Source organism: Allobosea sp. BK604, from assembly GCF_004341515.1.
In the GTDB taxonomy this organism is placed as follows: Bacteria; Pseudomonadota; Alphaproteobacteria; order Rhizobiales; family Beijerinckiaceae; genus Allobosea.
Genome location: NZ_SLZF01000001.1, coordinates 259,199 through 278,892 on the forward strand (window position 1 = coordinate 259,199; position 19,694 = coordinate 278,892).

23 protein-coding genes are annotated in these 19,694 nt (G+C 66.7%); 11 read left to right on the forward strand and 12 right to left on the reverse strand.

Features of this window, described 5'->3' with window-relative positions; genetic code table 11:
• Positions 1-84: 84 nt before the first annotated feature.
• The gene (locus EV560_RS01385) at positions 85-711 is read left to right on the forward strand and encodes a glutathione S-transferase family protein (protein WP_131853272.1); all 627 of its coding nucleotides are present in this window, start codon (positions 85-87) and stop codon (positions 709-711) included.
• 3 nt (positions 712-714) lie between these two features.
• On the forward strand, positions 715-1,626 hold the full coding sequence (locus tag EV560_RS01390; protein ID WP_131853274.1) for a pyridoxamine 5'-phosphate oxidase family protein: 912 nt from the start codon (positions 715-717) through the stop codon (positions 1,624-1,626).
• Here EV560_RS01390 and EV560_RS01395 read toward each other — a convergent pair whose 3' ends face one another.
• The 6 genes from EV560_RS01395 to EV560_RS01420 all read right to left on the reverse strand — a co-directional run bounded on the left by EV560_RS01395 (position 1,627) and on the right by EV560_RS01420 (position 7,167).
• A complete protein-coding gene (locus EV560_RS01395) occupies positions 1,627-1,986 on the reverse strand; it encodes a tRNA-binding protein (protein WP_131853276.1) in 360 nt (119 codons plus the stop codon).
• The gene (locus EV560_RS01400) at positions 1,983-3,965 is read right to left on the reverse strand and encodes a methyl-accepting chemotaxis protein (RefSeq protein WP_207907932.1); all 1,983 of its coding nucleotides are present in this window, start codon (positions 3,963-3,965) and stop codon (positions 1,983-1,985) included. The genes EV560_RS01395 and EV560_RS01400 overlap by 4 nt, the downstream gene beginning before the upstream one ends.
• A gap of 198 nt (positions 3,966-4,163) precedes the next feature.
• Positions 4,164-4,904 (reverse strand): TetR family transcriptional regulator, encoded by a 741-nt coding sequence (locus EV560_RS01405; protein WP_131853278.1) that lies wholly within the window; start codon positions 4,902-4,904, stop codon positions 4,164-4,166.
• A gap of 176 nt (positions 4,905-5,080) precedes the next feature.
• Positions 5,081-5,902, reverse strand: a complete 822-nt coding sequence (gene proC, locus EV560_RS01410; protein WP_131853280.1) for a pyrroline-5-carboxylate reductase — start codon at positions 5,900-5,902, stop codon at positions 5,081-5,083.
• Between the two features lie 120 nt (positions 5,903-6,022).
• Complete coding sequence (locus EV560_RS01415; RefSeq protein WP_131853282.1) at positions 6,023-6,529, reverse strand: type III secretion system chaperone family protein; 507 nt, start codon at positions 6,527-6,529, stop codon at positions 6,023-6,025.
• A gap of 383 nt (positions 6,530-6,912) precedes the next feature.
• Complete coding sequence (locus EV560_RS01420; RefSeq protein ID WP_114829357.1) at positions 6,913-7,167, reverse strand: accessory factor UbiK family protein; 255 nt, start codon at positions 7,165-7,167, stop codon at positions 6,913-6,915.
• Positions 7,168-7,358: 191 nt separating this feature from the next.
• Between EV560_RS01420 and EV560_RS01425 the strand changes: the two genes are divergently transcribed.
• The 7 genes from EV560_RS01425 (at position 7,359) to pth (ending at position 13,220) form a co-directional block, all read left to right on the forward strand.
• Positions 7,359-8,510, forward strand: coding sequence for a M24 family metallopeptidase (locus EV560_RS01425; RefSeq protein WP_131853284.1), 1,152 nt, complete (start codon positions 7,359-7,361; stop codon positions 8,508-8,510).
• Positions 8,511-8,574: 64 nt separating this feature from the next.
• A complete protein-coding gene (locus tag EV560_RS01430) occupies positions 8,575-9,129 on the forward strand; it encodes a hypothetical protein (protein WP_131853286.1) in 555 nt (184 codons plus the stop codon).
• Between the two features lie 187 nt (positions 9,130-9,316).
• Positions 9,317-10,261 (forward strand): ribose-phosphate pyrophosphokinase, encoded by a 945-nt coding sequence (locus EV560_RS01435; RefSeq protein WP_131853288.1) that lies wholly within the window; start codon positions 9,317-9,319, stop codon positions 10,259-10,261.
• Between the two features lie 218 nt (positions 10,262-10,479).
• Positions 10,480-11,208 carry a 7-cyano-7-deazaguanine synthase QueC gene (gene queC / locus EV560_RS01440; RefSeq protein ID WP_131853290.1) on the forward strand — a complete coding sequence of 243 codons (729 nt, stop codon included), beginning with the start codon at positions 10,480-10,482 and terminating at the stop codon, positions 11,206-11,208.
• Positions 11,198-11,761 (forward strand): VUT family protein, encoded by a 564-nt coding sequence (locus tag EV560_RS01445; RefSeq protein WP_131853292.1) that lies wholly within the window; start codon positions 11,198-11,200, stop codon positions 11,759-11,761. The genes queC and EV560_RS01445 overlap by 11 nt, the downstream gene beginning before the upstream one ends.
• A gap of 135 nt (positions 11,762-11,896) precedes the next feature.
• Positions 11,897-12,520 (forward strand): 50S ribosomal protein L25/general stress protein Ctc, encoded by a 624-nt coding sequence (locus EV560_RS01450; protein ID WP_131853294.1) that lies wholly within the window; start codon positions 11,897-11,899, stop codon positions 12,518-12,520.
• Positions 12,521-12,608: 88 nt separating this feature from the next.
• A complete protein-coding gene (gene pth / locus EV560_RS01455; RefSeq protein ID WP_131853296.1) occupies positions 12,609-13,220 on the forward strand; it encodes an aminoacyl-tRNA hydrolase in 612 nt (203 codons plus the stop codon).
• 123 nt (positions 13,221-13,343) lie between these two features.
• Here pth and EV560_RS35645 read toward each other — a convergent pair whose 3' ends face one another.
• Both EV560_RS35645 and EV560_RS01465 read right to left on the reverse strand, forming a co-directional pair.
• The gene (locus EV560_RS35645; protein WP_165923267.1) at positions 13,344-13,772 is read right to left on the reverse strand and encodes a hypothetical protein; all 429 of its coding nucleotides are present in this window, start codon (positions 13,770-13,772) and stop codon (positions 13,344-13,346) included.
• 218 nt (positions 13,773-13,990) lie between these two features.
• The gene (locus tag EV560_RS01465) at positions 13,991-14,596 is read right to left on the reverse strand and encodes a DUF5666 domain-containing protein (protein ID WP_131853300.1); all 606 of its coding nucleotides are present in this window, start codon (positions 14,594-14,596) and stop codon (positions 13,991-13,993) included.
• 207 nt (positions 14,597-14,803) lie between these two features.
• On the opposite strand from EV560_RS01465, the gene ychF reads away from it, so the two are divergent.
• Both ychF and EV560_RS01475 read left to right on the forward strand, forming a co-directional pair.
• Complete coding sequence (gene ychF / locus EV560_RS01470) at positions 14,804-15,901, forward strand: redox-regulated ATPase YchF (RefSeq protein ID WP_131853302.1); 1,098 nt, start codon at positions 14,804-14,806, stop codon at positions 15,899-15,901.
• A 121-nt stretch (positions 15,902-16,022) separates the two neighbouring features.
• Positions 16,023-17,033 (forward strand): MaoC family dehydratase, encoded by a 1,011-nt coding sequence (locus EV560_RS01475; protein ID WP_131853304.1) that lies wholly within the window; start codon positions 16,023-16,025, stop codon positions 17,031-17,033.
• On the opposite strand, the gene EV560_RS01480 is transcribed toward EV560_RS01475, so the two are convergent.
• The 4 genes from EV560_RS01480 to EV560_RS01495 all read right to left on the reverse strand — a co-directional run bounded on the left by EV560_RS01480 (position 17,034) and on the right by EV560_RS01495 (position 19,652).
• Positions 17,034-17,678, reverse strand: coding sequence for a class II aldolase/adducin family protein (locus EV560_RS01480; protein ID WP_131853306.1), 645 nt, complete (start codon positions 17,676-17,678; stop codon positions 17,034-17,036). It lies immediately after the preceding gene.
• Positions 17,675-18,784: an S-methyl-5-thioribose-1-phosphate isomerase gene (gene mtnA, locus EV560_RS01485; RefSeq protein WP_131853308.1), complete on the reverse strand. Its 1,110-nt coding sequence runs from the start codon at positions 18,782-18,784 to the stop codon at positions 17,675-17,677. The genes EV560_RS01480 and mtnA overlap by 4 nt, the downstream gene beginning before the upstream one ends.
• 6 nt (positions 18,785-18,790) lie before the next feature.
• Complete coding sequence (locus EV560_RS01490) at positions 18,791-19,336, reverse strand: adenine phosphoribosyltransferase (RefSeq protein ID WP_131853310.1); 546 nt, start codon at positions 19,334-19,336, stop codon at positions 18,791-18,793.
• A gap of 88 nt (positions 19,337-19,424) precedes the next feature.
• Complete coding sequence (locus tag EV560_RS01495; protein WP_131853312.1) at positions 19,425-19,652, reverse strand: hypothetical protein; 228 nt, start codon at positions 19,650-19,652, stop codon at positions 19,425-19,427.
• Positions 19,653-19,694 lie beyond the last annotated feature (42 nt).

Sequence of the window (19,694 nt, forward strand, 5' to 3'; positions counted from 1 at the left end):
GGAATTCTGATTTCCAGAGATAGCCGATTTCGCATCCTGGCTGAAACAATCAAAGTCCGATGCAAGATCACGCAGGAGGCCCGCATGTCCCAACCCGAGATCACCTTGCACGGCACGCCGCTCTCTGGTCACGCCCACCGCGTCGAGCTCGTGCTGCTCGCGCTCGGCCTGCCCTATCGTATCGAGGCCGCGCCCGCAGATGTCAGGCGCAGCGAGGCTTTCCGGGCGCTCAATCCGCTCGGCCAGATCCCGGTGCTGCAGGATGGCGATCTCACGCTCGCCGACAGCAATGCGATCATGGTCTATCTGGTGAAGCGCTATGCGCCGGACAGCGACTGGCTACCGAATGACCCGGTCACGGCCGCGCAGGTCCAGCGCTGGTTCTCGATCGCCGCCGGCGAGGTGATGCACGGGCCCAGCATCGCGCGGCTCATCGCCCAATTTGGCCTGAAGGACGATGCGGCCCGCGCCGAGCGGATCTCCGAGCGCGTGCTCAGTTTCATGGATGGCCATCTCGCCGGCCGCAGCTATCTCGCCGCGGACCACCCGACACTGGCCGATCTCGCCTGCTATTCCTACGTGGCGCATGCGCCGGAAGGCGGTATCCCGCTCGAGCCCTACCCGGCCGTCCGGGCCTGGCTCGCACGGGTCGAGGCCCTGCCCTTCTTCAAGCCGATGCCGCGCTCTCCCATCCCTGTCCGGGCGGCCTGAGCCATGGAAGCGCAGCCCTTCCACCCCGGCGAGCTCGAAGCCCAGGCCCGTGCCGGCGTCGCCTCGCGCGGCGCCGGCATCCGCGAGTTCATGCCGGCGCAGCATCGCGATTTCTTCGCGCTCCTGCCCTATCTTTTCGTGGCGGGGCGCGATGCCCAGGGCTGGCCGATCGCGACCGTGCTGGCGGGAGAGGCGGGCTTCGTGCAGAGCCCGACCGCAACCGAGCTCAGCATCGCCGCCCTGCCCTCGCCGCAGGATCCCGCCAGTGATCCGCTTCAGCCTGGCGCGCCGATCGGCCTGCTCGGCCTGGATTTCCAGACGCGTCGGCGCAACCGCGCCAACGGCACCATCGCCGCGCGCGATGATGGCGGCCTGGACGTCACCGTGTCGCAGAGCTTCGGCAATTGCGCGAAATATATCCAGGTGCGCGATCTGGTCCGCGTGGCCGCGGCTCCCGCCCCGATCGAGCCCCTGGCTCAGCTCGACGCCGCGGCGCGACGGCTCATCGTCAGTTCCGATACGCTGTTTGTCGCCAGCGCCTCCGGCTCGGGCCTCGATATCTCGCATCGCGGCGGCCGCCCGGGCTTCGTGCGGATCGACGCCGACGTGCTGACCGTGCCGGATTTCATCGGCAACAACTATTTCAACACGCTCGGCAACCTGCTGCTGGAGCCGCGCGCGGCACTGCTCTTCGTCGATTTCGCCAGGGGTGACATCCTTCAGCTCCAGGGCGAGACCGAGATCGTCTGGGACGGGCCGGAACTGAGCCTGCTGGAAGGGTCCGAGAGGCTCTGGCGCTTCCGCGTCACGCGCGGCTGGCGGCAGGCCGGCGCTCTGCCGCTACGCTGGTCCGCTGCCGATCCGGCGCCGACGACCTTGGCGACCGGCGCCTGGCAGACCCGGGCGGCAGCCTGATCAGTACATCCTGCCGCCGTCCGGCACCTTCAGGCTCGGGCCGATCAGCACGACCTCGCCGTCGGCATCGGGCACGCCGAGCGTCAGCACCTCGGACATGAACTTCCCGATCTGGCGCGGCGGGAAATTGACGACCGCGAGGACCTGCCGGCCCGGCAGGTCCTCTGGCTTATAGTGCTTCGTGATCTGGGCGGAGGATTTCTTGCGGCCGATCGTGCCGCCGAAATCGATCACCAGCTTGATCGCCGGCTTGCGCGCCTCAGGATAAGGCTCGGCCTCGACGATGGTGCCGACGCGGATGTCGACCTTGAGGAAATCGTCGAAGCCGATCTGCGCGGCCAGTTCAGGCGATGAGCTCAAAATTCCTCCCAGGCGGCGTCATGCGCGCTCCGCTCGAGCTTGCGGGCCGTCGCCGCTCCGCTCGCCGGAGGCGCCGCCCTGCGTGCCCTATTAGCAGCGCGGGGCGCCGGCGCAACCGCGCTCGCCATCTTGCGGGCCATCGCCTGCAGTCCGGCGACCTCCCCGCCGACCCGGAAGCGGGCGACCAGCCCGGCGAGGCGATCGGCCTCCTGCGAGAGCGCATGGGCCGCAGCGGTCGACTGCTCGGCCATGGCGGCGTTCTGCTGCGTGGCCTGATCCATCTCGTTGACGGCGCTGTTGACCTCCTGGAGGCCGGCCGATTGCTCCTGCGCGGCGCTGGCGATCTCGGCGACCAGCGTGGTGACGCGGGTGATCTCGCCGGCCATGCGCTGCAGCGCCCCGCCGGTCTGGCCAACCAGCGCGACACCCTTCTCGACCTCGACATTCGAGGCGGTGATCAGAGCCTTGATCTCCTTGGCGGCCTCGGCGGAGCGCTGCGCCAGCGCCCGCACCTCGGAGGCGACGACCGCAAAGCCCTTGCCGGCATCGCCGGCACGGGCCGCTTCGACGCTGGCATTGAGCGCCAGCAGGTTGGTCTGGAAGGCGATCTCGTCGATGACACCGACGATCTGCGAGATCTCGTCGGCCGATTTCTCGATGCCGCCCATGGCGGTGACGGCATCGCGCACGATCTGGGTCGACTGCTCGGCCTCGGACTTGACCTGAACGGTCGCCTGGCTCGCCAGGCGGGCGCTCTCGGCGGTCTGGCGGACGGTCGCGGTCAGCTCGTCGAGCGCGGTCGCCGTCTCCTCGACCGAGGAGGCCTGCTGCTCGGTGCGCGAGGCGAGATCGTCGGCTGCCTGGCTGATCTCGCCCGAGCCCGCCTTCATGCTCTCGGTATTGGTCGCGATCTGGCCCATCGTCTCCTGGAGCTTGGCGATGGCGTCGTTGAAATCGTCCTTGAGCTTGACATAGTCGGCCGTGAAGGCCGCTTCGATGCGATAGGTCAGGTCGCCATCGGCCAGGCGCTCGAGCCCGGTGCCGAGTGCCTCGACCACGACGGCCTGCTTGCGGGCGGTATCGGCGCGCTCGGCCTCGTTGCGGTGGCGCTCGCTGTCGGCGGCGTCACGCTCGGCACTGGCCTGCTCTTCGACGCGCTGCTTGTCGGCCTCCATCTCGGCCTTGGCCAGCGCCGCATCGCGGAAGACGATGAGCGAACGAGCCATGCTGCCGATCTCGTCGCTACGCTCGGCATGGGCGATCGAGGTGTCGAGTGCGCCGGCGGCGAGCCCTTCCATGCTCTTCGTGGTATCCTTCAGCATGCCGTTGGCGCGGCGGCTGAGCAGGACGACCAGGCCGAGCATCAGGAGGCCGAGCGGCACCAGCACATAGGCGAGGCTGCTTACCATCCGAAAGAAGGCACGGTCGACATCGTCGACATGGACGCCCGTGCCGATGACCCACTGCCATTGCGGGATGGCGATGATGTAGGAGATCTTCAGCGACGGCTCCTTGTCGCCCATCTTGAGCCAGCCATAGTCGAGGAAGCCCTGGCCCTTCGCCTTGCCGAGCTCGACCATGTCCCTGACGAAGAACTTGCCGTCGGCGTCCTTGAGCGGCTTCATGTCCGTCGTCTCGATCTTCTTGTTGGCATGCGAGACGCTGATGCCGTTGAAGTCGACGATGAAATAGTAATTGCCGTTGTCGAAGCGGGCATTGGCGACGGCGTCGATCGCCATCTTCCGGGCGTCGGCCTCTTTCAGCTCGCCCTTTTGAGCCCGCGCCAGGTAGCCGTTGATCGTCGAAGCGGCGGCTTCGACCGCGTTCTTCATCTCGTTGCGCTTGAGCATGATCATCTCGTCGCGCGCGCCGACCAGCGTATAGGCCACGCCGCCGACCGCGATGACGACGGCCAGCCCGGCGATCAAGGCGAAGGACTGGCTGATCGAGAGAGTGGTGATACGCCTGAAGAAAGCCATGGTCCGCCCCTGGAGAATATGCGGCTGCAGATTCTCCAGGAAATGGCTAAGACCCGCTTAACAATGCCCCGTTTCCGTCACATTTCCTGCCGTTTGGGCAGGTGCCATGCAACCCAAGGGTAAGGAGCCGGCTCCGCCGGTTCGTCGGCGCGCATCATGGCACGCAGGCGGGAACAGGCCGCCTGCGCGCCCTCCCGCTCAGATAGCCGGCGCGTAATCCTCACCGTTCCGATCCGCATCGCCGCGCTCCCGCCGGCGCACGCGCGGACGCGCGCCGCAAAGCGCCCGGGCGAGCCCGCGCAGCGGCGCGGTGAGCCGGTGGACGTCTTCGGCCCGCGACAGCACCCAGCTCGCCGTCTTCAGCTCGCGGTCGAGCCGCGCCATCGTGCGTGAAAGCTCGGGCTCGTCATCCTCGAGCCAGGTCTCGGCGACGCGCGCCATCAGCAGCACCGCGCCCTGCACCCGGACCGGGCCGAGCGCGTCTTCGGTGGCGATTCCGGCCGAGGCCAGCATGTAGCGCCAGGAATTGACCGAGGCGCGATTGAGCGCGGCGAGCGTCAGCGGATCGCGGCGAACCGCACGCACCACCCGGCGCAAGCCAGCCTTGTAGGGCGTCAGCGCATCGAGGCGGCGCATCACCAGGTCGAACATGCGCTCGCGCGCCGGCTCGGCTGCGAGATCGTCGGAAGCGCCGGCAAGCACCGCCTCGTCGACGATCCTGGTCAGGCCACCGAGAATGGCGAGCTTGGACGGAAAGAGGTTGCGCAGCGCCGCCAGCGAGACGCCGGCCTCGGTCGCGATATCGCCAAGCTCGATCTCGTCCCAGCTACGCTCGGCGGCGAGCTTGAACAGGGCGGCGACGACGAGCCTGCGCGGATCGGCCGGCGCCGCGCTGACGGAGGGTTCGGAAGCTGTTGGGGAAGCGGGTTTGCGCGCCATCTGACTTCTCCTTCGCCGGCGCGCTTTCCGTTCGACGGAGATCGGTCGAACGATCAGAAGTCGCGCCAGACATTAAGCTGGAGCCTGTTCCGATCGCAAAAGGGGGGACCGATTTGCGGAACATGCTCTGGCGATGAAGGGAAGCTAGGCCCGGATCGCGACCTATGAAAGGCCGCTCAGCCGGAAAGTTCCTCGGCGCGGCGCTTTGCGGCCGCGACAGCGCGACGCATCAGCAGCGCCATACCGTTATCGGCCATCAGATGCTCCAGCGCGGCGGCGGTCGTGCCACCGGGCGAGGTGACGTTCTGGCGCAAGGTCGCCGGCGGCAGCGACGACTGGTGCAGCATCTCGCCGGCACCGATGATCGTCGCCCGCGCCAGGCGCTCGGCCGTCTCGGCCGGCAGGCCGGCCGCGACACCGGCCGCCGCCAGGCATTCGACCAGATGGAAGACATAGGCCGGCCCCGAGCCCGAGACGGCCGTGACGCAATCGACGAGCGACTCGTCCGGCAGCCATTCGACGATGCCGACGCTACCCAGGAGCGTGTCGGCCATCGCCTTCTGCGCGCCGCTGACGCCCTTGCCTGCGGCGGCGCCGGTGGCACCGCGCTGGACCGAGGCCGGCAGGTTCGGCATGGCGCGGATGATCGCCGCGGCGTTGGGCAGGCGCGCCGCGAGGTCGCCGAGCGTCTTGCCGGCGAGCACGGAGATCACCAGCGTCTGGGGATGGATGAAGCCCTGCACGGCGGGCGCCGCGGTGTCGAGCATCTGCGGCTTGGTGGCCAGCACCAGCACCTCGGCCGGCGCGAGCGTCTTCGGATCGGGATTGAGGGCCATGCCCTTCTCGGCCGCCAGCGCCACCATCTCGTCCGACGGCTTGGGATCGACCAGGCTGATCCCGGCCGGGTCCATGCCGATGCGCAGCCAGCCTTCCAGCATGGCTCCGCCCATCTTGCCCGCCCCGATCAGGACGAGCGTTTTCGGCAGGGTGCTGGTCATGGCGGCCTCTCGCACTGGAATTGCGTCAGTCTCGGGCGGCGCAAAGCACCGGCCCGAGAAGCTCAGGACGAAAACCGCCAAGAGATGCCCGGGTCAAGCCCGGGCATGAGGAAAACCGCCTCAGGCCTCGCCAACTGTCTCCAGCATCGCGCCTTCGAGCCCTTCGCGCGCGGTCTTGCCGGCCCAGACCACGAACTGGAAGGCCTGGAAATAGCGCTCGCAGGATTCGATCGCCGATTTGATCAGCGCCGCAGCCTGTTCGTCGGTCGGTTCTGCGCCGCCCGAGAGCAGCAGCGCGTGGCGATACATCACCACGTTCTCGCTGCTCCACAGGTCGAAATGGCCGAGCCAGAGCTGCTCGTTGACGAGGCTGACCAGTTGCAGCACCTCGGCGCGGCGGCGCTCCGGTACCTTCAGGTCGAAGGCGCAGGCGATATGGATCGCCTCCACCTCCGAAAGCCAGGTGATCGCGACATGATATTCGGCCCAGCCGCCGCTCACGGCGACGGAGAGCTCGTCGTCGCTGTCGCGGTCGAAGGTCCAGTTGTTGAGGGCCGCTAGGCGTTCAATCAGGTCGAGAGGGTTGGAAGGCCGATCAAGCTCGGCGTCCAGATCAAGGTCCATCATGCCCAAGGTCCAACTGCCGGCCACCCGCGGGATGCGGAACCGGCTCGTTCGAGAACGGGAACACGGCGACGGAAAAAGGACGCAACCCGACTGCGAGGACTGAGATCACGCTGCCGAAAGCCGCCTTCTGGCCGCCTCCAGGGCATCATGCCCACTCGAATACATGTCCTCGCCTCACCGGTATCGGCCCTGGCAGGCCCACCGGCGAATCACCTCTTTCATCGACGATAGCGCAGGCGCTGTGACGCTCCCAACACGGCCGCAGGCTCTTCGGATTCGGGGTGGCTGCTCAATCCCTGCTCGCGGCTGTCCACAGCCGGAAGGTCAACCGCCGTTCAGAGCCCAAACCCCTCGTCCCGAGGACGTGGCGAAAGGCAAAAACCTCAGCTTTTGGCCTGCGCCGCCTCGAGAGCGGCCAGCCGCGCCGCGAGCTTGTCGTTCTCTTCGCGCGCCAGCAGCGCCATCTCGCGCACCGCCTCGAACTCCTCGCGCGAGACGACGTCGAGCTCGCGCAGCAGCCGCTCGATCTGCGTGCGCGCCACGGTCTCGACCTCGCGCCGCACGCCCTGGGCCGCACCGGCGGCGTCCGTCACGAGGCGGGCGAGATCGTCGAGAATACGGTTCGAGGTCGTGACCATTGCTATCTCCGGTGCCGGGACTTGGGGTCTGCCTAGCATGATCGACATGGGAGACGAAGCGCCCAGCGAAAAGGAGCTGTTCACCCAGGCGTCTCGCCCCCCGGCCGTTCCGCCTCTCCCGCAAAACAGGGCTTGGCCCACCGGCACGCCACGCTTACTGATCCGGTGACGCCTCGCTACGGATTCGTGACATGGCCCTGCATTTCTCACCCGCCGAGTTTGCTCGCCGCCGCGCTTCGCTGCTGGCCACGATGCAACAGGAGCGGCTCGATGCGCTTTTCCTGTTCCAGCAGGAATCGATGTTCTGGCTCACCGGCTACGACACGTTCGGCTTCTGCTTCTTCCAGTGCCTGGTGGTGAAGGCCGATGGCAGCATGGCGCTGCTGACCCGCTCCGCCGATTTGCGCCAGGCCCAGCACACCTCGAACCTGAGCTGCATCCGCGTCTGGAAGGACGGCAAGGACGCCGATCCCGCCAATGACCTGCTGGCTCTCGCCCGCGACCTGCGCCTCGCCGGCAAGCGCATCGGCGTCGAGTTCGAATCCTACGGGCTCGTCGCCTCGAACGGCCGCAAGCTCGAGGCCGCCTTCGAAGGCTTCAGCGAATTCGTCGATGCCTCGACGATCGTCACCCGCCTGCGCGCCGTGAAATCGTCGGAGGAGATCGCCTATGTCCGCCAGGCGGCAAGCTTGTCCGACGCGGCCGACCGCGCCGCGCTCGACCTGATCCGCGCCGGCGCCGACGAAGGCGACATTCTCGCCGCCCAGCACAATGCGATCTTCTCCGGCGGGGGCGACTATCCGGCCAATGAGTTCATCATCGGCTCGGGTCAGGACGCCCTGCTCTGCCGCTACAAGGCCGGCCGCCGCAAGCTCTCGGAGCGGGACCAGATCACGCTCGAATTCGCCGGCACCTATCGGCATTACCACGCCGCGATCATGCGCACCGTCGTGGTCGGCGAGCCCCGGCCGCTGCATCTGACCTATCATGCCGCCGCCAAGGCCGCCCTGCTCGCCTGCGAGTCGGAGCTGAAGCCCGGCCGCAGCGCCGGCGACGTCTTCGCCGCCCATGCAAAGGTCTTCGACGAGCACGGCCTGTCGAATCACCGGCTCAATGCTTGCGGCTACTCGCTCGGCGCCAAATTCACCCCGAGCTGGATGGACTGGCCGATGTTCTACGAGGACAATGACTGGCCGCTCGTGCCGGGCATGGTGATGTTCGCCCATATGATTCTGATGGATTCGGAGAGCGAGACGGCGATGTGCCTCGGCCGAACTTATCTAGTCGGCGAAAGCTCTTGTGAACCGATCAATCTTCCCGATCTGGACCTCGCCACCCGTTGAGCCTAAAAGGGGCTCGCAAGGAATTCTTAAGAAATCCAACCCGTCGCAAAAAGCGGGAGGCGTCATGTTCGGTCGTTTGAAGGGTCTCATGCTGGGGCCGGTCGTCGCGCTTGCGCTCGCGGGCTGCCAGGAAACCACCGCCACCGCGGAACGTCCGCGAGTCGACGCCCCCGGCGTCCCCGTCTCGGTCCAGAGCATTTCCGGCGCGCCGGACCAGGTCACCACCCGCTTCGCCAGCCTGCTCGGCGAGGCTGCGGCCGAGCGCAAGATGGAGATCGTCGCCAGCAACGCGCCGGCCCGTTTCCGCGTCCGCGGCTATCTCACCGCCCAGCCCACCGAGGATGGCCAGACCTCCCTCGCCTTCGTCTGGGATGTTTACGACGAGGCCAAGAAGCGCGCCCAGCGCGTCCAGGGCGAGAGCCTCGGCAAGCGCGGTGGCGGCGAGGATCCCTGGGCCGGCATCGACCAGACCATCGTCGCCAAGGCGGCCTCCGATTCGATGGACGCGATCGCCACCTTCCTCGTCAGCGTCCCCGCTGCGGAGAAGCCGGCTGTGGCCGATCCCAAAGACAAGGCCAAGACGAAGACCGCCTCGGCGGCGAGCGGCAAGCGCTCCTGAGGGTCCGGCTGGGCTCTGCCGGCGGCCTGACCTGACCGCTCGGCGCTCACAGCAAGGGCGGTATTTCGGATTCGCACTGCGTTTTTGCAGTGCAACAGTCGACTCATTGTCATCACGCTGTTAAGAGCCCGTCAAATCGAGCCGCCGCCGCGGCCCGAACCTGCCAGACTCTACGGTGCGCCCCGGCATGCCCTCTTCGATCAAAGTCGTCGCCGGCAATTCCAACCGGCCGCTCGCCGAAGCGATCTGTGCCTCACTCGACATCCCGCTCGCCAAGGCGTCCGTCCGGCGCTTCGCCGACATGGAGGTCTTCGTCGAGATCCAGGAGAATGTCCGCGGCCAGGACGTTTTCATCATCCAGTCGACCTCGTTCCCGACGAACGACCATCTGATGGAGCTCCTGATCATCACCGATGCCCTGCGCCGCTCCTCGGCCAAGCGCATCACGGCGGTGATCCCCTATTTCGGCTATGCCCGCCAGGACCGGCGCGCCTCTGGCCGCACGCCGATCTCGGCCAAGCTCGTCTCCAACCTGATCACCCATGCCGGCGTCGACCGCGTGCTGACGCTCGATCTCCATGCCGGGCAGATCCAGGGCTTCTTCGATATCCCGACCGACAACCTGTTCGGCGCGCCGCTGATGGCGCGGGATATCCGTGAGCGGCTCGACTACAGGAACGCCATGGTGGTCTCGCCTGACGTCGGCGGCGTGGTCCGGGCCCGCGCGCTCGCCAAGCGCATCGATGCGCCTCTCGCCATCGTCGACAAGCGCCGCGACCGGCCGGGCGAGTCGGAAGTCATGAACATCATCGGCAATGTCGAGGGCCGCTGCTGCATCCTGCTCGACGATATCGTCGATTCCGGCGGCACGCTCTGCAATGCCGCCGAAGCGCTGCTCGATCAGGGCGCCAAGGAGGTCTACGCCTATATCACCCATGGCGTGCTCTCCGGCGGCGCGGTGGCGCGCATCGCCAATTCCAAGCTCAAGGAACTGGTGATCACCGACTCGATCATGCCGACCGAGGCCGTGAAGGTGGCGCGCAACATCCGCGTCATCTCCATCGCGAACCTGATGGGCGAGGCGATCGAGCGCACCGCGAGCGAGACCAGCGTCTCCAGCCTGTTCGACTAGCGCATCGGCCCGAAAAGTGAATTGCGGTTTTCGGAAAAGCCGATGCACAAACAAGGAGCTGGGTCATCGGATCGGATGCGGTATCCGGTCCGATGACCTAAGTGCGGCCATGGCAGTCCGCTCATCCGCCATCGCGAGCGTAGCAACGCAATCCAGGGGCCTCACGCACTCCTCCTGGATCGCCTCGCTACGCTCGCAATGACCTGAGGCTTGGCGCGATGAGCGCCTCCCGCACTCTCGTCCTGTTCTCCGGTGGGCAGGATTCGACCGTCGCGCTCGCCTGGGCTCTCGCCCGCTTCGATTCCGTCGAGACGGTCGGCTTCGACTATGGCCAGCGTCATGCCGTCGAGCTGGAATGCCGCGTGTCGATCCGCACGACGCTGCTACAGCGCGGCGGCCGCAATGCCGAGCGGCTCGGCCCCGATCATCTGATCGACCTCAAGGCGCTCGGCGCGATTTCCGAGACCGCGCTGACCCGCGAGAGCGAGATCGCCTTCTCCGAGAGCGGCCTGCCGACCACCTTCGTGCCCGGCCGCAACCTGATTTTCCTCTCCTTCGCGGCCGCCCTCGCCTATCGCCGTGACTGCAAGCACATCGTGCTCGGTGTCTGCGAGACCGATTATTCCGGCTATCCCGACTGTCGCGACGACACGGTCAAGGCGATGCAGGTCGCGCTCAATCTCGGCCTCGATCGGCGACTCGTGCTGCACACCCCGTTGATGTGGCGCGACAAGGCCCAGACCTTCGCGCTCGCCAGGGCGCTCGGCGGCCAGGACTTCCTCGATCTCGTCATCGAAGAAAGCCACAGCTGCTATCTCGGCGACCGGCAGACGCGTCATCCCTGGGGCTATGGCTGCGGCACCTGCCCCGCTTGCGATTTGCGCGCGAAGGGTTATGCCGCCTATCTCGTTTCACCCGAAGACAGCGGACCGAGCTATGAATCGTGATCGGCAGCGCCATATCGAAGGCGTCATTGCGCTTGTCCTGTTTGCACTCACCATTCCGCTCGCCAATTGGCTGATCGGCCATGTCGGCACGGTCTGCGTGCCGGACGGGCCCTGCCTCGTGCCTGTCGCCCCCGGATTGAGCGCGCCGAGCGGCGTGCTGATGATCGGGCTTGCGCTCGTGCTGCGCGACATCGTCCAGCGCCGCCTCGGCCCGATCGCCGGGCTCGGCGCCATCGCCGTCGGCGCGCTGATCTCGGGCCTGCTGGCGCCCGCGGCGATCGTCATCGCCTCGATGGCCGCCTTCCTGCTCTCGGAACTCACCGATTTCGCGGTCTATACCCCGCTGCAGAAGCGCAATTTCGTTGCGGCCGTGGCCGCCTCGAGCCTGATCGGCCTCGTCGTCGACAGCATCGTCTTCCTCTGGCTCGCCTTCGGCAGCCTCGACTTCCTGGCCGGCCAGATTGTCGGCAAGGCCTGGATGGTGCTTCTGGCGCTGCCGCTGATGCATCTGCTGCGGCGGCGCGACGAGCGGCTCGGACTTTTGGCGGCCTGAGGCGCGGCATTCGCTTGCCCCATCGCCCATTTTCGCCTATGAGCCTGCGCGCGCCCGACTGACACCCTTGGAGGCACGGGCGCGAACCGCCGGCCGCGTGAGCGGCCGTCTTTTTTAAGAGCAAGGACAGATATCATGACCGCCGCGAAGCAAATCCAGGCTTCGGCGCGCGCCCAGGTCGGCAAGGGGGCCGCCCGGGCAGTTCGTCGTCAAGGCCTGACACCCGCCGTGATCTACGGCGCGGGCGCCGCTCCCGAAGCGATTGCGCTCAATGCCAACCAGACCCGCCTGCTGATCTATGCCGGCCACTTCCTGACCACGGTCTTCGAGATCGATGTCGAGGGCAAGAAGACCCGCGTCATTCCGCGCGACTATCAGCTCGACCCGGTCAAGGACACCCCGCTCCACGTCGACTTCCTCCGCGTCGCCGCAGGCCAGACGATCAAGGTCCAGGTGCCCGTGCACATCGTCGGCCAGGAAGCCTCGCCCGGCCTGAAGAGCGGCGGCACGATGCAGCTCGTCGAGCACACCGTCGAAATCGAAGTCGCTCCGGAGAACATCCCCGAGTCGCTCGATGTCTCGGTTGCCGGTCTCCAGGTTGGCGACACGCTGCATATCGACGCCATCAAGCTGCCGGCTGGCGCTTCGCTGACCTCGCGCGAGAATCTCACGCTGGTCACGATCATCCCGCCGACCGTCATCGAGGACGCCCCGGCCGCGGCCGATGAGGCTCCGGCGGCCGACGCCAAGAAGGCCTGATTTCCTAAGGCCTGATGGACGAAACGGGACGGCCGGGTATAACCCGGCCGTTCTTGCTTTTGGGCCAGCGCGCCCGCCGGAGCCTCCCATGCTGATCTTCGCCGGCCTCGGCAATCCGGGCGCGCGCTACGCCCATAACCGCCACAATATCGGCTTCATGGCGCTCGACACCATCGCCCGCGCCCACCGCGCCTCGCCCTGGCGCTCCCGCTTCCAGGCCGAAGCCTGCGAAGCCACGATCGGTACCGAGAAGGTCATCCTGCTCAAGCCGCAGACCTATATGAACGAGTCAGGCCGCGCTGTCGGAGAGGCGATGCGCTTCTTCAAGCTCACGCCCGCTGATGTCGTCGCCTTCCATGACGAGCTCGACCTCGCGCCGGCCAAGCTGCGCATCAAGCTCGGCGGCGGCAATGCCGGGCATAACGGCCTGCGCTCGCTCACGGCGATGATCGGTAATGAGTACCGCCGCGTCCGGATGGGCATCGGCCATCCCGGCGACAAGGCGTTGGTCCATGGCTATGTGCTGAACGATTTCGGCAAGGCCGAACAGCCCTGGGTCGAGGATCTCTGCACGGCCTGCGCCGACAACGCCGCCCTGCTCGCCTCCGGCGACGATGCCGGCTTCCAGAACAAGGTGCACCTGTTCATGGACGCGCGCGGCCATGGCGCCGTAAAGCGGCTGGGCGAGAAGGCCGACTAGAGCATTTCCGCGTTTCTTCGAATCGCGAAAATTCTCTATCTACTTGTTTTGACGCATTTTCTTCACGCGAACCGGTATCCACTTCGCTCGAAAATGCTCTAGATCGAGACGAGACTTGCTGGCTTACTTCGCGACCAGCGTGGTCGCGCCGAAGCTCGCCATGAACAGCACGAGGCTGTTGAGCACCGCGATGCCGAAGCCGATCGCTTTCTGGCGCGGCGTCGGCTTCGTCTGCGGATCGGTGATATTGATCCAGTAGATCAGCATGCCCACGACGATGCTGATGCCGAAGCCGATCCACAACGAGACGGCGGGAATCTGCGTCACCCCCGGCACGAGCGCCTTGAGCGTGCCCCAGATCACGCTGATCGCCCCGGTCGCTCCCGCAAAGGAGGTCAGCGACTGTTCGGTGATGAAGGCGCCGACGACGGGCGGCTCGGTCGGGCCTGGCGGCTGCCCACCGGGAGCGCCGTCGGCGGTGGTCACGCTCTCGAGGCCGCCACGGGTATCGGGTCGGTCGAGCTGACGATTGAACAGCGCTGATAGGCTCATGCTCGATCCCCCTTGTTTCGTCAGGCAGGCGAAACGCCCGGATGCGTCAGCACATCATCCATCTCGTCGGCAAAGACGCGATGACCTCCGTATTTGTCGTCATAATCAGTTGGGCCGCCTCCCCTTTTCGCATGACGACGAAGCGGGAAAGGCAGCACGCCAACTGCCAGCCATGCTGGCAGTTGCTCATCTGGTTCAACGGAGCGGGGTCCGATCGATCACAGCGGCAGTTGCGCGCCCGGCTTGGCGATCGTGATGCGGCTCGCCGTCAGCTTGCCATCTGCCTGCTTGTTCGCGGTCATCGCGACCTGCGTGCCGGGTTTGAGCTCGGACGCTTCGGCCGGAGCGGCCATGATGATGTTGGCGTCCTGCATGATCGTCACCTTCTGCTCGCCGCCCGGATAAGTCAGCACGAGGTTGGCGCCATCGACGCGGGTGACGGTCTCGGAGACCGTGGCGTTGGTCATGGTGCTGTCCGGCAGCACGCTCCAGGCGCGATGTCCCTCGCCGGTGCCGCGCATCGCCTCCGGGAAGATGAAGACCTGGACCGCGAGCAGCGTGCCGTCCGGCTGCGGCCTGGCGCCGACGCCGATGAAGCTGCCCTTCTTGATGTCGGCGGCAGTGGCCTTGACCACGGCGCCGACCGAATAGTTCGGCGCGAGGTTGATCGCGACCGTCTCGTCATTCCCGTTCTTCACCATGAGGGTCGAGCCGTCGAGCTTCTCGACCTCGCCGCGGACGCGCGTCCCGGGCGCCTGCGCCTGGGATATGCCGCTCGCCAGCATGAGACCGGCAGCGAACAGGCTCGAAACAAGGATGCGCATGGGAAACCTCCGTCAGGCCAGCGATAGGGCGGCGCGACGAAGTCGTGCGCCTCCGCTTCACGGGCCGCCATGCACGTTCGCGTGAGCCCGCCAGACCCGCCGCCATCTTGTCTTTTGCCGCCCGGCACCCAATAAGGCGCGGGAGCAATTCACAGCGATCATCTCGCGCCCGCCCCTGTGAGGCGGCAACGCAATGGACCAGTCATCATGGGCTTCAAATGCGGTATCGTTGGCCTGCCGAATGTCGGCAAGTCGACCCTGTTCAACGCGCTGACGCAGACCGCGGCGGCGCAGGCCGCCAACTATCCGTTCTGCACCATCGAGCCGAATGTGGGCGACGTCGCCGTGCCCGATGACCGGCTGGAGAAGCTGGCCGGCATCGCCGGCTCGAAGGAGATCATCCCGACCCGGCTGACCTTCGTCGACATTGCCGGTCTGGTACGCGGCGCCTCCAAGGGCGAAGGCCTCGGCAACCAGTTCCTCGCCAATATCCGCGAATGCGACGCCATCGCCCATGTCGTGCGCTGCTTCGAGGATGGCGACATCACCCATGTCGAGGGCAAGGTCGCGCCGATCAACGATATCGAGATCATCGAGACCGAGTTGATGCTGGCCGATCTCGAAAGCCTCGAGAAGCGCGTCATCCCGCTGGAGAAGAAGGCCAAGTCCGGCGACAAGGAGGCCAAGGAGTTGGCCGACCTGATGACCCGCTGCCTCGTACTGCTGCGCGAGGGCAAGCCCGCCCGCCTCGTCCAGGTCGCCGCCGAGGAGCGCAAGGCCTTCGAGATGCTCGGCCTGCTCTCCTCCAAGCCCGTGCTCTATGTCTGCAATGTCGAGGAAGCCAGCGCCGACAAGGGCAACAGCTTCTCCGAGCAGGTCAAGACCCGCGCCGCCGAGGAGAACGCGGTCGCGGTCGTCGTCTCCGCCAAGATCGAGAGCGAGATCGCCGTGCTACCGCCGGACGAGCAGAAGGACTATCTCGAAGCCGTCGGCCTTGAGGAGCCCGGCCTCAACCGCGTCATCCGCGCCGGCTACAAGCTGCTCAACCTCGTGACCTATTTCACCGTCGGCCCGAAGGAGGCCCGCGCCTGGACGATCGAGAAGGGCACCAAAGGCCCGCAGGCGGCCGGTGTGATCCATACCGATTTCGAGAAGGGCTATATCCGCGCCGAGACCATCGCCTATGACGACTATGTCGCAAACAAGGGCGAGGCCGGGGCGCGCGAGGCCGGCAAGTTCCGGCTCGAGGGCAAGGAATACATCGTCGCCGATGGCGACGTGCTGCACTTCCGCTTTGCCAACTGACGCATTTGCAAGCCTGCCGCCAGACGCTAGGCATGCTGCCAATACGTGACATCAATCACGGTAGGGGCGGCCCGCGCGCCGCACGGTCGCCATCCGCCCCACCCCGGAGTATCGGCGAGCCATGCGCTATTTCGAGGACTTCCCCCTTGGCGAGGTCAAGACGACCCGCGAGATCGCCCTCTCGCAGGATGACATCATTGCCTATGCCTCGCGCTATGACGCCCAGGATTTCCATATCGATCCGGAAGCGGCCAAGGCGACCTTTGTCGGCACGCTGATCGCCTCCGGCTGGCATAGCTGCTCGATCCAGATGAGGCTGATCGCAGAGGATTTCCTGCTCGACGCCGCCGCCATGGGCGCGCCCGGCATCGAGGAGGTGAAATGGCTACGTCCGGTCAAGCCTGGCGATACACTGCGCACCCGCCGCACCGTGATCGAGACCAAGGAATCGCGCTCCCGTTCCGAGATGGGCCTTGTCCGCTTCCGCTTCGAGCTCCTGAACCAGGACGACCAGCCGGTGCTCGAGCAGGTCAACTGGATCATGTTCGTGCGCCGGGGCTTCCCCTTCGCTCTGCCGCAGGGCGACTGGCTCGCCCATCCGCCGCACTATCAGCGGCCCGTGCCGGAAACCCCGCTCGAAATGCCCGCCGAGGCACCGGAGGCGGCGCGCTTCTTCGAGGATCTCGAGGTCGGACGCCGCTTCGAGCTCGGCAGCTTCGTCTTCACGCCGGCGGAGATCACCGCCTTCGCCCGCTCCTTCGATCCGCAGCCCTTCCACATGGACGATGCGGCAGCGCGCGGCAGCTCCTTCGGGCAGCTCGCAGCCTCTGGCTGGCAGACCGCCTCGGTCTGGATGGCAACGATGGTGTCGCATCGCAAGCGCCAGATCGCGGTGACGCCCGGACGGGCGCCACGGCTCGGTCCCTCACCTGGATTCAAGAATCTGCGCTGGAGCAAGCCGGTCTTCGCCGGCGACCGCATCACCTACAGCTCGACGGTCTCGGCGACGCGCGCCAGCGCCTCGCGCCCGCAATGGGGCCTGTTCTTCCACCGCAACGCCGGTGTGAACCAGCATGGCGAGGAGGTCTTCAGCTTCGAGGGCTGCGTCTTCATCGAGCGCAAGGCAGGCTGATCAGCCGACCTTGCCGTAGCCCGCGAACTTGGCCGAGACCCGCTCCATCTCGGCCGCATCGAGAATGACCGGCTCGAGGCCGGACGCAAGCAGGTCGAGATACTGGCCGGCGAGGTTCTCGACCTCGGCGACGATCGTATGCGCGCCGGCAAGGCTTCCGCCGAGGGCAATGACGCCGTGATTGGCGAGCAGCACCGCCTTGCGGCCCTCCAGCGCTTTCACCGCGTTCTCGGCCAGCTCCGGCGTGCCGAAGGTCGCATATTCGGCGCACCGCACATCAGCGCCGCCGCAGAGCGCGATCATGTAGTGAAAGGCCGGGATGCCGCGCCGGGCGCAGGAGAACGCCGTGGCGCGCGGCGAATGGGTATGCACGATCGCCTGCGCATCGGGCCGCGCCTTGTAGATCTCGACATGGAACGGCCATTCCGAGGAAGGCTTGCGGCTGCCGCTGACCACGGTGCCGTCGAGCTTGAGCCGGATCAGGTCCTCGGGCTTGGTCTGCGCATAGGGCAGCCCCGACGGCGTGATCAGCATGCCGTCCTCGAACCGGGTCGAGACATTGCCGGATTTCGACGGGCAGAACCCGGCCTTGTCGATCGCCTGCGCAACCGCGACGATCTCCTCGCGCAGCCTCAATTCGCTCATTCCGTCGCTCCGCGCGCCAGGTCCGGAAACAGGTTGGCGAGACCCTCGGCGCTCGCCGGCGCCACGCCGCGCTCGGTGATCAGCCCGGTGACGAGCCGAGCCGGCGTGACATCGAAAGCCGGATTTGCGGCACCACTGCCAGGCGCGACGACGCGGAATGCGCCGACCTCGCCATTCTCGCCAAGACCCGCCAGATGCGTGACCTCGCGCGCCGAGCGCTCCTCGATCGGGATATCGCTGAGCCCGTCGCGCAAGCGCCAGTCGATCGTCGGCGACGGCAGCGCCACATAGAAGGGCACGCCATTGTCATGCGCCGCCAGCGCCTTGAGATAGGTGCCGATCTTGTTGGCGACATCGCCGGTCGCGGTCGTCCGGTCGGTGCCGACGATCACCATGTCGACCTCGCCGCGCTGCATCAGGTGCCCGCCGGCATTGTCGGAAATCACGGTATGCGGCACGCCATGGGCGCCGAGCTCATAGGCGGTCAGCGCAGCGCCCTGGTTGCGCGGGCGGGTCTCGTCGACCCAGACATGGATGGGGATGCCGGCATCATGCGCCAGGTAGATCGGCGCCAGCGCCGTGCCCCAGTCGACGGTGGCGAGCCAGCCGGCATTGCAATGGGTCAGCAGGTTGATGCGCTCTCCCGCCGTCTTCTTCGCCGCGATCTCGCGGATGACGCCGAGCCCGTGCTCCCCGATCGAGCGGCAAAGCGCGACATCCTCGTCGCAGATCGCGGCAGCCTCCTCATAGGCGGCCGCCATGCGCTGGTCGGGAGCGAGCGGCGCCAGATGCGCGTTCATCCGGGCCAAGGCCCAATGCAGGTTGACCGCCGTCGGCCGGGTCGCCCCAAGCAGGGCAAGCGCCGCCTCGAGCGCCTCGTCCGTCGCCTCGACCCGCATCGCCAGCGCCACGCCATAAGCGGCCGTCGCGCCGATCAGCGGCGCGCCACGGACCACCATCGAGCGGATGGCCTCGGCTGCCTGTTCGGCGCTGCCGAGCGTCACGGTCTCGAAGCGGAAGGGCAGCTTGGTCTGGTCGATGACGCCGACGCGCCAGCCATCCTGTGCCACCCAGATCGTGCGATAAGCCTGCCCGTTGATCTTCATCCGGCTTCAGTGACCGCTGAAAGCGACAAGAGTGCGAACCGGGACACCGAGCCGGCGAATTTTATCGGCGCCGCCCAGATCCGGCAGATCGACGATGAAGCAGGCCGCCACGACCTCGGCGCCGAGCGAGGAGAGCAGGTTCACCGCCGCCTCGGCCGTGCCGCCGGTGGCGACGAGATCGTCGACGAGCAGCACGCGCTCGCCGCGCTTCACCGCATCCTTGTGCACCTCGATCTCGTCGGTGCCATATTCGAGCTGGTAGGTCATGCTGACCGTCTGATGCGGCAGCTTGCCCTTCTTGCGCACCGGCACGAAGCCGGCCGAGAGCTGATGCGCGACCGCGCCGCCAAGGATGAACCCGCGCGCCTCGATGCCGGCGATCTTGGCGATCTTCAACCCGGCGAAGGGCTGCACCAATTCGTCGACGGATCGGCGGAAGGCTCGCGCATCGCCGAGCAGCGTGGTGATGTCGCGAAAGACGATACCTGGCTTCGGATAGTCCGGAATCGCGCGAATCGCGTTCTTCAGGTCGAGGGAGTGACGTTGGTCCATGCGCGGAAAGCTCGTGCGGCAACGCGCTTCCTTAGCCTTGCAACGGGCGAAAGGGAACTGCGGCGCGCGAGCACCCGCTCCCCTGCCGTCACCAGGACCGGTAGCGCCGGCGCTCGCGCGGGCCGCGCTCGTCGCGATAGATGCGGCGCTCGTAATAGCTGCGTCGCCCGCGGCCATCGTCGCTGATGATCGTGTCGACGCGGGTATGGATGCCGTTCGAGGAGTTGGAGCTCGAATTGGACGAGGTGTTGCCGGCGAAGGCCTCGCCGGCACAGAAGGAGGTCGCGAGCAGGATCGAGGCAGCGACGGTCTTCATGGAACGGTCTCCTGCGGTCCATCGGGAGGCGCGATGAAACGC